Raw genomic sequence first — 13,538 nt, 5'->3', positions numbered from 1 at the left:
TAAATCTAACTAAAGCAAAAATGATTGCTTTTATTTCAAAAAAACAATAGAATTCATTAAAGTGCAATTTTTAACAATGATTTTTTTGAATAATTTTTTGGGGGGTGATGAGATGAAAATTGCTGGATTTGGAGTTGAGGCTTGGCTAAATCAATATGAAAAAAGTGCTGTTTATGATCTTTCTCAAAGTACTATCGAATCATTGAGTTTAGCGGAAATTTCGAAGTTAACCGGCTTAACGCTTTCTGAGTTATTTGGTAAGCAAAAATTGGATTATGGTTGGATCGAAGGCTCACCGGCTTTTAAACAAGCTGTTGCGCAGCTTTATCAGCAAGTTGAACCGGAAAATGTTTTACAAACAAATGGAGCAACTGGTGCCAATTATCTGGCACTTTATGCTTTGCTTGAACCGGGGGATCAGATAGTTGCCGAATATCCATCTTATCAGCAACTATCTGATATCCCCAAATCTTTTGGGATAGAAACTGTTTATTGGCGCTTAGATCCGCAAAATAACTGGTATCCGGATTTAAACAGGTTAAAACAATTGATTACAGCAAAAACGAAAATGATTTGTTTAAATAATGCTAATAATCCAACTGGTACTTTATTGCAGCGTGATTTTTTAAATGAAGTGGTCGAACTGGCCAAGCAGGTAAATGCTTATGTTTTAGTTGATGAAGTTTACCAACCGTTGTCTGCGGACGCATCATTTGTTTCAATTGTTGATTTGTATGAAAAAGGTATTTCAACTAATTCACTTTCAAAAACTTACTCGGTTCCGGGAATTCGCGTTGGCTGGATTGCGACTAACGATCAAAAAATCACGGATATTTTTAGAAAATACCGTGACTATACGATGATTTGTGCTGGGGTATTAAATGATACATTGGCAGTGGCATTATTGAACAATCAAGCTAAAGTTTTAGCACGCAATCAGCAAATTGTTAAAGAAAATGCTGAGATATTAACTAATTGGGTTCAAAGGGAAGACAAGGTTGAATTAAAGCATTTTCCTGCCATCCCATTTGCATTTCCCAAGTTTGAAATTAATGGTGATATTGAAACATTCTGTGTTAAGTTGCTACAAGAAACGGGAGTGTTACTGGTACCTGGAAATCGTTTCGCTATCTTAAATCATGTTCGTTTAGGTTACTGTACAGACAAAGCAACCTTGAAAAAGGGTTTGCAGCTTTTATCGGAATACTTGCTTAATTACTAGCCGAAAACCACTGCTTGATATGGTTTTAATATCAACTGGTTTTGGTTTAACTGCAGCTTGGTGTGGCTGTTCAGCAAAACAGATCCAACTGGTCGTGACACATTTTGAACAGTTGCTGCTAAATTAACTAAAACGGTAATTGTCTGATTAGCTGATCGGCGTTGATAACCGATGACCTCGTTAGGCACCGTCAGTTCGCGCAACTGTCCGTCAATAAAGGTTGAGTGATAGCGCTTGTCTTGGCGCAGCTTTCCCATGCGACGATAAAAATTTAGCACTGATGCGGAGTCTTGTTCTTCAGCAGCGACATTGATCCCTTGGCGGTCGTTGCCCAATTCTAACCATGGTTGGGTTTGCGAAAAGCCACCGAATTGCGTATTATCCCACTGCATCGGTGTTCGCGCATTATCACGCGAACGGTCATTCAATAATTTTAATGCTTGTTTAGGTTGAAGCCCGGCTTTTAATGCCGTTTGATAATTATTAATTGAAGAGACGTCATTAAATTGCTTAATACTGGATCGCTGGAAATTTTTCATGCCGATTTCTTGGCCTTGATAGATAAAGGGGACGCCAGGTAAAAAATAATACATAGCAGCTAAAGCTTTGGCGGCTTGTGGAGTCTGTTCGGCTGAATTTTTGATTAATTTTGAAAGTACTCGTGGTTGATCATGATTTTCCAATACATTAGCTGTCCAACCGCCCGCTTGTTTGATTGCTTTTTGAGCTGAAAAAATAGTTTTTTTCAAATCTTTGATAGTCCAGTCAGCCTTGCCACGATACCATTCATCAACATTAGCGATATCGATATTAAGGTAGCTAAAGTCGAAGATCATTGAGAAATAGCCATCAGGTCCGATAAATTGTGGCAGGTTGGCGGCAGGAACGCCATAAGCTTCACCAATTGTTACAGCATTATATTTCTTAAAAGTTGCTGTTTTTAATTCATCTAAAAATTTATTTAAGCCGGGCCGATTTTGGCCTTTTTTAATTACAGAAACCAAGCCATCCTTTCCATCAGGCGGCAAACTAGCCCAGTCGAGATCCTTTTTTAAATGGGTAATGGCATCAATTCGATAGCCGGCAATGCCTTTATCCAGCCACCAATTGATCATACGATAAATGGCTTGCCGCAATTGCGGATTTTCCCAATTCAAATCAGGCTGTTGGGGAGCAAAAGTGTGAAAATAATAAGTTCCGGGTTCATTGGGCACGGCTGTCCAAGTTGAACCGCCAAAAATACTACGCCAGTTATTGGGAACTTGTCCATCAGTGGTCTTTTTGAAAATATAATAATTGCGGTAAGGGCTGTTGGAATCAGCTAAAGCTTGTTTAAACCAAGTGTGCTGGTCAGAAGTATGGTTAACAACTAAATCCATAATCAGCTTAATCCCACGTTTTTTAGCTTCTTTCAGCAACTCATCAAAATCAGCCATTGTTCCAAACTGTGGATCAATGGCTTGATAGTCAGAAATGTCATACCCCATATCAACCATTGGTGATCGATATACAGGAGATAGCCAAATCATAGTTATACCTAATGTTTTAAGATAATCCAGTCGTCGAATGACACCTTGAAGGTCACCAATTCCATCGTTATTAGTGTCTTGAAATGATCGCGGATAAACTTGATAAACAATTTCATCTTTCCACCAACGTGTAGTTGCCATAAACTCACCTAGCCTTTTTTCTATTCTATATTCTTTATTCAAATATGCCTAGTTAAAGGCTGGATAAAGCTAACAATTGTGCTGAGTAAAGCTGCTGATAAATAAACATTTAAAAGTTATCCGTGACTTTTGATAAGCTGTAAACGCATTCGAAAATTTCTTGAAAGAATCTTATCAAAAGACTTAGAAACGATTTTTTTGCCGCCAAAATCCCCAAATTGCAATTATGATTAGCAAAAGTGCAATTACAATTGAAATCAGTGGTCGATGCAAGGTTAAATCTCGTAGTAGTAAAAAAATCCCACGAATCAATTTTAAAATATGATACATATTCGCACCTACTATATAAAGTGTGAACAGACATGGTTATTTGCAATAATCATGTTTGAGGAAGAAATATAGTTTTTCCTTTCTTAATGTTTTAATTTGTTTGATTATTATTATTGTCATAATACTAGCTGCAATAAATTTTGTACAGCTTCTGCAACCTCAACTTATTGCGTTTTAGTTATTGCTGAGAAATTATGCGCATGCTTTTAAAAATCAAAGGTAAAGCGTGATTGGTCAAAGCCGGCTTCTCTTTCTTGTCGGATTGCTTTTTGAGCAACTTGATTAAGATAATTGAATGATTGGTTAAACACCGGTTGGAAAAACATATCCACAAAAGCCAGGTCATCGATTGTATTATGGTTTTGGATAGCTAAAGATATCGTGTTGATTGCTTGAATCAAATTAGTGTTGCTGTCAAGCTGTGCCCCCAAAATTCGGCGATTATCACGATTATAAACTAACGAAATAGTAAGTTCAGCTTCACTATGCAAATAATTCGGCAATAATTTAGTTGTTAATGTCGCCTCAAAGACATTTAATTGATGACGTTTGGCATTTTCGATGGTTAAACCGGTCGTAGCCCAGTAATGGTCAAAAAGTTCTAAAGCTGATGTTGCTTGGGTCCCAACGTATGGGTAGCTATTTTTAAAAATATTGTGAGCAACGATTTTACCTTGGCGAATTGCATTAGATGCCAACGGAATATATGTTAGTTCATTGGTTGGGTTGAAATGAACTGCCGCGCAATCGCCAGCGGCATAAATTTTAGAATCTGATGTCTGCAAATAATTATTTAGCAGCAGGGCACCACGGCTATCTGTTTTGAGCTGATCTTTAAGTAAACGGGTGTTCGGAACAAAACCAGTACAAACGACTACCATGTCTGCTAAAAAAGTTCCTTTATCTGTTTCGATTTTTAACGTCTGATCCTTTTCTTCAAAAAACTTGGCAACTTGGGTCTTTAATTGAATTTTAACGCCATGTTCTTCTAATAAATGAGTAATACGCAAGGCGGTAGATTGATTAAAGTAATTATTTAAAATTTGTTGATGAGATTGAAAAAGTTGAACTTGGTGTCCATTATTAATGAAACTTTCTGCTAAGCCGATACCGACATAACCACCACCAACGATCGCGATTCGTTGACGATTTTGGGCTAATTTAATAACCTGTTTGATTTGCTGGTAGTTTTTACATAATAAAACATGCGGATTATCAATGCCCTTAATTGCCGGCAGCCGGACATTGGCTCCAGTTGCAATGATCAGCCGGTCATAATGATCAGCGATAATGGTTTCTTTAGCCATATCAGCAGCTAAAATTGTTTGCTGTTTTGGATCGACCTGTAAGACATTGTGATTATCACAAACCTTAATTCCCAATGCTCGCAGTTTTTCAGGGGAAGAAGCAAAGGTGTCAGCTAAGTGGTTAATCGAATGGTTCAGATACAGAAAAATTCCAGCAGATGCGAAAGAAAAGCCATTGGTCCGTTCATAAATAGTTACTGCTGTTTCAGGATGAATAGCTAAAATTTCTTTAGCGGCAACAAGGCCGGCATGAGTACAACCAATAATGATTACTTTCATTTTTGCTCCAATCACGTTTTTAAAATTGAATTTAATAGTTAGGTCAGCTTTCATTATATAATTTTTGCTGATATTCAGAAAGTCAAAATATGCTAAGCTGATTTGATGTGATAAAATCTTTTTAAGGGCAATAGTAAGGGAAGGAAGAAAGATCATGTATCGTTTTTTTGCACAGTCGCAAGTCAATACACGAACAAGATCATTGATTGGTTATGAGATGCTGATTCGCGAAGGCAACGACCAAGGATGGCAATTGCCGCAAAGTTTTGCGGCTATACCATTAGCTGAACAGATAAGTTTGATTAAACGTGCCGGCAGTGAATTGGCATTAAAAGTTGAATCGATTTCTTTTAACTTGAATCAAAAACAGTTTATGAATGATCAAATGGCTGAGGCTTTATGTCAGGCACAGCAACAGATCTATCCAATAACTTTGGTAGTTGAATTGACTGAAGATCAGACCGCGGGAACAATTAGCCAGCAAGCTTTAAAACGGCGAGCAATGACGTATCTTCATTATGGGATGGAATTAAGCATTGATGATGTCAGCACCGGAGAAAACACTTATGAGAAGATCAAGTTTTTACTGCCGATTGCTTCTGAGATAAAAGTTCCTTTGCAGAATTTTCGTCAAGAACATCGTGAAGCGGAAATTCCTGGTCAATTAATTTTTTGGCGGCAAAAAGCGCGCAAACAGAATTTGCGCTTAATCGTTGAAGGAATTGAATCACCAATTGATGAAGAATTGCTGGACGAATTAGCTTTGCCTTTGCGTCAAGGTTATTATTATGGGAAACCGCATTTGTTTAAACTACCTAATCGTGAGATATAATTAATGAAATCACCTAATTGTCTTAGTTAACAATCGTGATAAACAGTCTATTCATTATAGTCCGGTATAAGGACTATTTTTTTTTCGATTATTTATGCTGCCGCTTGCTTTTAATTTAAAAAGTAGTTGTATAGGTCACCAATAGTTGTTCCTTTGAAGTTAACATCTTGGCTGCCAGCAACTTTTACTGCTATAACACGATAATAATCTTGCAATGAAGGAACTTCTAATTGTTCATCAGCCACAAAATCAGCCGGAGACTTGAATGAAATGGTACGCTTTTCACCATTTGCTTGGTAATTTATTTCTAACATAATATTTCACTCCTTTTTGAATTTACGCTTAGTATACGCTTCTAATAGTGCAAATAAAAGAATTTGATTTGCTGATTTTTAGTTATTAAAAAAAGTTCTTGACTTGTTAGTGAAATGAAACTAAGATGTATTTGTAATCAAAAAGGTAACAAATAAGGAGGAAAAATTATGACAACAATTAATGGCTATGAACAAAGTGATCGTGAACAAAAATTAAATATTTTAAATTTACCGGCTTTAGAAGCTGAAGCAAAAAAGATTATCCCTAAGGGTGGATTTGGTTATATCAGCGGTGGTTCTGAAGATGAATGGACTTTACGCGAAAATACCAAAGCTTTTAATCATGTGCAAATCGTTCCGCGGGCTTTGACGGAAATGGAGCATCCGACAACGGAAACAACTGTCTTTGGAATCAAGCTAAAGACACCGATCATGATGGCTCCTGCTGCAGCTCAAGGTTTGGCTCATTCACGTGGTGAAGAAGCTACTGCTGAAGGTTTGGCACAAGCTGGTGGGTTGATGGCACAAAGTACTTACTCTTCAACATCAATTGCTGCTACAGCAGCAGCTGGAAAAGGAGCTCCGCAATTTTTCCAGTTATATATGAGTAAAGATTGGGATTTCAATCGTAGTTTGCTGGATGAAGCAGTTAAAGCTGGTGCTAAAGGAATTATTTTGACGGTTGATGCCACAGTAGATGGGTACCGCGAAGCCGACATTATCAACCAATTTCAATTTCCTATTCCAATGGCTAACTTAGCTAAGTTTTCTGAAGGTGACGGCAAGGGTAAAGGTATTATGGAAATCTATGCGGCAGCAGCACAAAAGATCGGTCCAGATGATGTTCGTAAAATTGCTGAATACACTAATTTGCCGGTAATTGTTAAAGGAATTGAAAGTGCAGAAGATGCTTTATTAGCAATTGGTGCCGGAGCACAAGGAATTTATGTATCTAATCATGGTGGTCGACAGCTCAATGGTGGGCCAGCAGCTTTTGATGTTTTGCATGAAGTTGCTCAAGCGGTTGATCATCAAGTACCAGTAATTTTTGACAGCGGTGTTCGGCGTGGATCGCACGTCTTTAAAGCTTTAGCCAATGGTGCTGACTTAGTAGCCTTAGCTCGTCCAATAATTTATGGGCTGGCGCTAGGTGGTGCGCAAGGAGTTGCATCAGTAGTTAACCACTTAAATGATGAATTGAAAATTGATATGCAGTTGGCCGGAACTAAGACAATTGCTGATGTTAAACAGGCTAAATTGATCAGACATTAGTCAGTTAAAGAGATTACGTATTTATGCATAAAAATAGGACTGGACAAAATCTTAATTTTGTTGCAGTCTTATTTTTTTATGAATGGGCTTGCACCCGATAGGAGATTTTGGTTTAATTGACGTGATAAAGATAGTTAGAAATAAGGAGCAGGCTGAAAGTGAAAACTGATCTTAATGATTTAACACAGGCAATTATACAAGATCCGGCTAACAGAACTTATACACAGCGTTCAGTTAAGCCGTTGTTTTCAGTTGATCCGCAAGCTGAAATTTTAATTGTCGGCCAAGCACCGGGAATTAAAGCGGAAAAAACGCAAAAAATGTGGAACGACGCCAGCGGTCAAAGGCTGCGTCAGTGGATGGGAGTCAGTTCGGCACAGTTCTACTGTGCAACTAAGATTGCGATTTTACCGCTTGATTTTTATTATCCAGGTCGGGGTAAAAGTGGTGATCTACCACCAAGAATGGATTTTGCCGCTAAGTGGCATCCGCAATTATGGGATTTTTTGCCAAATATCAAATTAACTTTATTAGTTGGAAGTTATGCGCAAAGATTTTATCTGCAACAACCAAGTTCAACTAAATTGACTTTGACAGTTAAGCATTATCAAAAATATTTGCCGAAATATTTTACCTTAGTTCATCCGTCACCACTAAACTATGGCTGGTTAAAGAAGAATCCTTGGTTTGAAGAACAGGTTGTTCCAGACTTGCAGCGGCGCATCAAAATGATACTAAAATAATTTTTTACAACAAGGAGCAAAGCTGAATGGAAATCAAATTGGAAAGAATTTATCAGCAGCCAGCTGACCTGACTGGTTATCGGTTGTTGGTTGATCGATTGTGGCCGCGAGGGATCTCTAAAAAGAATGCACATTTGGATAAATGGTTTAAAGAAATTGGTCCAAGTAATGAATTGCGGCAATGGTTTGGGCATGATCCAGCTAAATTTGCCGAGTTCAATAAAAGATACACGGCTGAATTGATGAAAAATCCGCAGACACCGATTTTTATGCAGTTAGTTGCTGAACAATTAAAACAACAAGCTGTAATTTTCTTGTATGGTGCCAAGGATCAACAGCATAATCAGGCGCTTGTTTTAAAGAAATACGTTGAAGAACACTTGTAATTTTAAATTAAGTATAGTATTCTCAACATGATAACTGAATAGATTTCTTCGGGGCAGGGTGAAATTCCCGACCGACGGTGACAACTATTAGCAAGTTGAAGTCCGTGACCCGCGTATTGCGGTGGACCCAGTGTGAGTCTGGGACCGACAGTAAAGTCTGGATGAGAGAAGAAAATTTTTAATTTACTGGTGAGATTTACTGGCGGGAATATTTTAAATATTTCTACCCAGTTGAAGTCTTATTTGGTTTAAAAATAAAACTCTGCCCCGCATTTAGTTGCGGGGCTTTTTTTGTGAGGTGAGTTAAATTACTACCATAAATTATTTGCAGTTGGCTAGCGAACTGGCGCAAAAAGGTCGTGGTCATACTTGGACTAATCCTATCGTAGGTGCAGTAATTGTTAAGGGTGACAAAATATTAGCTTGTGGCTATCACCATCAATTCGGCAAAGCGCATGCTGAAATCGATGCCTTAGCTCAACTAGCCGATATTAAATTAGCTCGTGGAGCAACCATGTATGTGACTTTAGAACCATGCAGCCACTATGGTAAAACACCGCCGTGTGCAGTAAAACTAACAAAAGTAGGTATTGCTCGAGTAGTAATCGGCCAGCTTGATCCCAATCCTTTGGTTGCTGGCAAGGGCTGCCAAATATTACGGCATGCGGGTATTCAAGTTACCGTTTTGCAGCAAACAGAACAGCTGAATCCCAGCTACAATTTCTTTTATCGTCACCATCGACCATTAGTGACACTCAAATACGCGATGAGCCTTGATGGCAAAATCAATGCCAAAACTGGGATTCGCAGTAAATTAACGGGTAAAGCGGCTTACCAAGATAGCCAACAGCTGCGAACACAGCAGCAGGCAATTCTAATCGGAGAACAGACACTGAAGGTTGATAATCCGCAATTAACGGTTAGAACAATTGCGACTGCATACCCACCATTACGAATCGTGCTGGTTAATGATGCCGATCAACTAGACCTAAGGCAGCAGATTTTTCAGACCAATGAAGCAATTTTGCTGCTCAGTCGAAGAAGATCTTTTCGGCAGTGGCCACAGCAAGTCGAAATTCAGTCTGGTTATGATTGGTCTACCAAACAAGTGATGCAATTGCTTTATCAACGTGGTGTTCAGTCGCTATTGATTGAAGGCGGATCACGGGTTCAAGCGACGTTTTTAGCGGCCGGTTTGGTTGATCGAATTATTGTCTATATCGCTCCGGTAATTTACGGCGGTGGTGGTTTGCCGGCAGTATATGGTGAAAAGGCACTATCTTTGGCAAACTATCAGCTGGTAAAACAACAACAACTGGGAAATGATTATCGCTTTGAATTAAGGAGGAATTAAATGTTCAGTGGAATTATCAGTGGTCAGGGACAAATTGCTGACTTGATCAACCAGCAAGAAAAGATTCGTATGACAATTAAAACACCACTTGCTAAAAAACTGGCAGAGCAAGTTGGAGATAGTATTGCGGTCAACGGTATTTGTTTAACTGTCACGAGTTTAACTGCAACAGAATTCAAGGTTGATTTAATGCCAGAAACTTTACGCCGAACTAACCTGCAGCAACTAAAAAGGGGTCAAAAAGTAAATCTTGAAGCAGCTTTGCGGCCGACAACAAGAATAGCGGGTCATTTTGTCTTGGGGCATATTGATACGACCGCTACGGTGGTGGAAAGAAAAATGGAGCAAACAGCACTGGTTTTGACTTTTCAGTTACCTAATAAATATTTGCCGTATGTAGCAGAAAAAGGTTCAGTTGCTGTTAATGGCGTTAGCTTAACAGTAACCATGACTGTTCAACAAAATTTTAGTGTCAGTTTAATTCCATTGACTCAAAAAATGACTAATTTGGGAGCTTTGCAGATTGGGGATCAGGTAAATATTGAGGTAGATGTTTTGAGCCGTTACCTTTTAAGACAGGAGGCATTTAAAAATGAAATCAAATAAGATTATACAGCGTGTAGAACAAGCTTTGACGACGTTAAAAAAAGGTGGATTAGTAATTGTAACTGATGATGAAAATCGGGAAGCTGAAGGTGATATGATCGGTTTAGCTGAATTTGCCACCGCCAAAACTGTAAATCGAATGGTTACCAAAGCACGTGGGTTAATGTGCGTTCCGATGGATCCAAAAGTTGCCCAGCGCTTGAATTTGCTGCCGATGAGTGCAGATTCGACCGATGCTTTTCATACCGCTTTTACTGTTAGTGTCGATGCTAAGACGACTTCAACTGGAATTTCAGCTTTTGACCGAGCAGCAACTATCAAAAAATTAGCTGATCCTAATGCTCAGTTGGCTGATTTTTACCAGCCAGGGCATATATTTCCCTTAATAGCAAGAAAAAATGGCGTACTTGAACGTGGTGGTCACACTGAAGCAGCAGTTGATTTAGCCAAATTAGCTGGAGCTCAGCCGGTTGCTTATATTATGGAAATTTTGAAAAAGGATGGAACAATGGCACGCCGCAAAGACTTAAAAGCTTTTGCAGAAGGGATGCAGCTGCCATTATTGTCGATTGCTGATCTTAAAAAATATCGTTATTTGAAAAATATTGGAGTTGCTGATTCAGCTGTAAAAGTTAATTTGCCAACACGTTATGGGAATTTCTTAGTTGAAGCTTTTACAACTTATAACAATCAAGAACCAACTTTGCTGATTTCTAAGGGTGAAGTTAAAGCTGGCCAGCCTTTGTTAGTCCGGTTGCATTCAGAATGCCTGACTGGAGATTTGTTGGGCTCGAAGCGATGTGATTGTGGTGATCAATTGGATTTGGCGTTGAAAAAAATTGCTGCTGAAAAAAGCGGAGCAATTCTTTATTTACGGCAAGAAGGTCGGGGAATTGGTCTTTTAAATAAATTAAAGGCTTATCAGCTGCAACAACAAGAAGGTTTGGATACGGTTGCGGCTAATCTAGCTCTCGGCTTTGCCGCTGATGAACGCAATTATGGGATTGCTGCCGCGATTTTACATCAAAAAGGAGTTGCAGCAGTTGATTTGTTAACCAATAATCCTGATAAGATTGCACAACTTGAATCTTTTGGGATTAAGGTTAGACAACGCATCGGTCTAGAAGGACAGGTTTATCCAGAGAATTTATCGTATTTACGAACAAAAAAACAACGGATGGGACATTTACTCAGGGAGGTCAATTAATGAACGAATATACTGGAGATTACATCGGTCGTAAACAAAAAGTGGGAATTGTGGTTGCCAAGTTTAATGATTTGGTTACCAAGCGGTTATTGGCAGGAGCTTGTCAAACTTTAAATCAAGCCGGGATAGCAACTGAAAATATCGAAATTTTCTGGGTACCCGGGGCTTTTGAAATTCCACGAGTTGTTAAATTATTAAGTGAGTCCCAACGCGTGACTGGCATCATTGCTTTGGGCGCAGTTGTTCGTGGTGAGACAGCTCATTTTGATTATGTTTGTTCAGCTGCAGCTAATGGAATTGCCGAGGTTTCTTTAAATGGTCCGGTTCCGGTAATGTTTGGTGTTTTAACGACGGACACGATGGAACAGGCACTGAATCGAGCTGGCGGCAAAGCTGGAAATAAGGGTAGCGAATGTGCATTGGGCTTATTGGAAATGATTTCTTTGCAGCAAAAAATTAATTTTAAATAGTAATTCAAATGTTGCTATTGGTTAGCTTGAAAATGTCACGAAGATCAAAAGTTAATGAATCTAACAAACACAGAAGGTGGGTTAATTTGAAATTAACTCGCTTTTTTACATATTAGTAATGTTTTAAAACTTTTATCAGGCAAATTATTCACTTAATTAAAAAGTAATTATTACTATTTACATTTGTTTGAATTGAGTTTATACTATAAAAAGTAATCATTACTATTTAAAAGGAGAGAAATTTATTTATGGCAAAAAAATCAAAAATAGCCAAACTAAAACGTCAAGAAACTTTAGTAGCCAAATATGCAACTCAACGACAAGCTTTGAAAGTAAGCGGTGATTATCAGGGATTAGCTAAGTTACCACGAGATAGTTCGCCTGTTCGGCTGCATCATCGTGATCAGCTTGATGGCCGTCCGCATGGATATTTACGAAAGTTTAAGATGTCGCGGCTGAATTTTCGAGAATTAGCACTAAAAGGGCAAATTCCTGGAGTTAAGAAGGCAAGTTGGTAAAAGGAGAATAAGCAATAGCAGTTCCAAGAACCGAACCTGCTCAAAATGAATTTACTGAATTTTATCTGATGTTCGCAAGCTTGGCGACGGACTTTGAAATAATTACTGGTTTTTGAAATTAAAAAATAAGAAATTAGAGGTTTTTTATCTGAAAGGTAGGTTTTTTGAATGAGAGCTCATGTGATTTTAGAGTGTAAAGAGACTGCGGAACGGATTTATTTAACTAGTAAGAATAAAAAAATACACCTGAACGATTACGCTTAAAAAAATACTCGCCCAAACTAATGCGAAAAGCATGGTTTGTAGAAATCAAATAAAATCTGGAGGGTTGACATGGAAAATTTAACTTTGGCAGGAGCATATCGTGAACTGAAAAGTTCAAACAAAAAAACTAAAAAGCGAGCTTTGCGGTTAATTCATGAAGCAAAGCGTAAACAACATAATAAGTAAAAAATCGCGGGCTAAAGAAATGTTTATACTTCTTAGTCAGCGATTTTTAATAACCTCGATTTTTATAAAAGTCTAAAACTTGATTTCATCTAAAGGACGCAAATGGCGTTTTGAAATTTCTTTAACCTTATTATTCCGGCGTAAATATTTTTCTTCAGTCAGTGGATCAGTGGTCATCCAAGTTTTGACAATTTCAGCCGCAATTGCTGGACCAATAATTTTACCGCCCAAACATAAAACATTGCTGTTAGTGTGTTGCCGTGCTAATTTGGCACAGAAGGGATCTTGACAGACAACGGCATCAATTCCGTAAATGCGATTGGCGATCAAAGCACTGCCATAGCCAACGCCATCAATAAAAATTCCCCGATCGTATTCATGTTTAGCGACTGCAAGTGATGCAGGATAAACAAAATCTGACAAATCAACTGATTCGCTGCTGAATGGACCAGCATCTTTAACCGTATGGCCCATAGCGGTTAGTTGCGCTGCAATTTCTTTTTTCAGTTCGTACCCAGCATGATCTCCAGCTAAAATAATCTTCAATTAAATCGCTTCTTTCTTATGCGTTCTCAATG

General features: G+C 38.4%; 16 protein-coding genes, 1 pseudogene and 1 riboswitch. Of the genes and pseudogenes, 12 read left to right on the top strand and 5 right to left on the bottom strand.

Annotated features, from left to right (window positions below):
* Nucleotides 1-112: 112 nt before the first annotated feature.
* Nucleotides 113-1,222 carry an aminotransferase gene (locus tag FC89_RS03710; RefSeq protein ID WP_057871202.1) on the top strand — a complete coding sequence of 370 codons (1,110 nt, stop codon included), beginning with the start codon at nt 113-115 and terminating at the stop codon, nt 1,220-1,222.
* On the opposite strand, the gene FC89_RS03705 is transcribed toward FC89_RS03710, so the two are convergent.
* The 3 genes from FC89_RS03705 to FC89_RS03700 form a co-directional block, all read right to left on the bottom strand.
* The gene (locus FC89_RS03705; RefSeq protein ID WP_057871201.1) at nt 1,219-2,892 is read right to left on the bottom strand and encodes an alpha-glucosidase; all 1,674 of its coding nucleotides are present in this window, start codon (nt 2,890-2,892) and stop codon (nt 1,219-1,221) included. The two genes, FC89_RS03710 and FC89_RS03705, sit on opposite strands and share 4 nt — an antisense overlap.
* Nucleotides 2,893-3,075: 183 nt before the next feature.
* Entirely contained in the window at nt 3,076-3,222 is a 147-nt protein-coding gene (locus tag FC89_RS12540; protein ID WP_157060645.1) for a hypothetical protein, read from the bottom strand.
* 206 nt (nt 3,223-3,428) lie between these two features.
* The gene (locus FC89_RS03700) at nt 3,429-4,808 is read right to left on the bottom strand and encodes an FAD-dependent oxidoreductase (RefSeq protein WP_057871265.1); all 1,380 of its coding nucleotides are present in this window, start codon (nt 4,806-4,808) and stop codon (nt 3,429-3,431) included.
* A 154-nt stretch (nt 4,809-4,962) separates the two neighbouring features.
* On the opposite strand from FC89_RS03700, the gene FC89_RS03695 reads away from it, so the two are divergent.
* The gene (locus FC89_RS03695) at nt 4,963-5,640 is read left to right on the top strand and encodes an EAL domain-containing protein (protein ID WP_057871200.1); all 678 of its coding nucleotides are present in this window, start codon (nt 4,963-4,965) and stop codon (nt 5,638-5,640) included.
* Between the two features lie 110 nt (nt 5,641-5,750).
* Here the strand turns inward: FC89_RS03695 and FC89_RS03690 are convergent, their stop codons facing one another.
* Entirely contained in the window at nt 5,751-5,954 is a 204-nt protein-coding gene (locus FC89_RS03690) for a DUF4649 family protein (protein ID WP_057871199.1), read from the bottom strand.
* Nucleotides 5,955-6,122: 168 nt separating this feature from the next.
* On the opposite strand from FC89_RS03690, the gene FC89_RS03685 reads away from it, so the two are divergent.
* The 10 genes and pseudogenes from FC89_RS03685 (at nt 6,123) to FC89_RS12685 (ending at nt 12,960) form a co-directional block, all read left to right on the top strand.
* Nucleotides 6,123-7,226, top strand: a complete 1,104-nt coding sequence (locus tag FC89_RS03685; protein WP_057871198.1) for a lactate oxidase — start codon at nt 6,123-6,125, stop codon at nt 7,224-7,226.
* 158 nt (nt 7,227-7,384) lie between these two features.
* On the top strand, nt 7,385-7,969 hold the full coding sequence (locus FC89_RS03680) for a uracil-DNA glycosylase family protein (protein ID WP_057871197.1): 585 nt from the start codon (nt 7,385-7,387) through the stop codon (nt 7,967-7,969).
* Between the two features lie 26 nt (nt 7,970-7,995).
* Nucleotides 7,996-8,355 carry a DUF488 domain-containing protein gene (locus FC89_RS03675; protein ID WP_057871196.1) on the top strand — a complete coding sequence of 120 codons (360 nt, stop codon included), beginning with the start codon at nt 7,996-7,998 and terminating at the stop codon, nt 8,353-8,355.
* Between the two features lie 40 nt (nt 8,356-8,395).
* A riboswitch (FMN riboswitch) is annotated at nt 8,396-8,532 on the top strand.
* Nucleotides 8,533-8,686: 154 nt separating this feature from the next.
* A complete protein-coding gene (ribD, locus tag FC89_RS03670) occupies nt 8,687-9,709 on the top strand; it encodes a bifunctional diaminohydroxyphosphoribosylaminopyrimidine deaminase/5-amino-6-(5-phosphoribosylamino)uracil reductase RibD (RefSeq protein WP_235804372.1) in 1,023 nt (340 codons plus the stop codon).
* Nucleotides 9,710-10,315, top strand: a complete 606-nt coding sequence (locus tag FC89_RS03665; RefSeq protein ID WP_057871194.1) for a riboflavin synthase — start codon at nt 9,710-9,712, stop codon at nt 10,313-10,315.
* Complete coding sequence (locus FC89_RS03660) at nt 10,302-11,522, top strand: bifunctional 3,4-dihydroxy-2-butanone-4-phosphate synthase/GTP cyclohydrolase II (RefSeq protein ID WP_057871193.1); 1,221 nt, start codon at nt 10,302-10,304, stop codon at nt 11,520-11,522. The genes FC89_RS03665 and FC89_RS03660 overlap by 14 nt, the downstream gene beginning before the upstream one ends.
* Complete coding sequence (ribH, locus tag FC89_RS03655) at nt 11,522-11,992, top strand: 6,7-dimethyl-8-ribityllumazine synthase (RefSeq protein ID WP_057871192.1); 471 nt, start codon at nt 11,522-11,524, stop codon at nt 11,990-11,992. Before FC89_RS03660 ends, ribH begins: the two co-directional genes overlap by 1 nt.
* Before the next feature lie 248 nt (nt 11,993-12,240).
* The gene (gene rpsN, locus FC89_RS03650; protein WP_057871191.1) at nt 12,241-12,510 is read left to right on the top strand and encodes a 30S ribosomal protein S14; all 270 of its coding nucleotides are present in this window, start codon (nt 12,241-12,243) and stop codon (nt 12,508-12,510) included.
* Between the two features lie 168 nt (nt 12,511-12,678).
* A pseudogene (rpmG, locus tag FC89_RS12300) lies at nt 12,679-12,827 on the top strand (50S ribosomal protein L33).
* A gap of 16 nt (nt 12,828-12,843) precedes the next feature.
* Nucleotides 12,844-12,960 carry a putative metal homeostasis protein gene (locus tag FC89_RS12685; protein WP_162258264.1) on the top strand — a complete coding sequence of 39 codons (117 nt, stop codon included), beginning with the start codon at nt 12,844-12,846 and terminating at the stop codon, nt 12,958-12,960.
* A 72-nt stretch (nt 12,961-13,032) separates the two neighbouring features.
* Here the strand turns inward: FC89_RS12685 and FC89_RS03645 are convergent, their stop codons facing one another.
* Nucleotides 13,033-13,506 carry an RpiB/LacA/LacB family sugar-phosphate isomerase gene (locus tag FC89_RS03645; protein WP_057871190.1) on the bottom strand — a complete coding sequence of 158 codons (474 nt, stop codon included), beginning with the start codon at nt 13,504-13,506 and terminating at the stop codon, nt 13,033-13,035.
* Between the last annotated feature and the right edge of the window lie 32 nt (nt 13,507-13,538).

This window comes from Liquorilactobacillus ghanensis DSM 18630, assembly GCF_001435235.1.
Lineage (GTDB): Bacteria > Bacillota > Bacilli > Lactobacillales > Lactobacillaceae > Liquorilactobacillus > Liquorilactobacillus ghanensis.
Note: the sequence above shows the minus strand (reverse complement) of the source record. Positions and strands in the feature narration are given on the sequence as shown.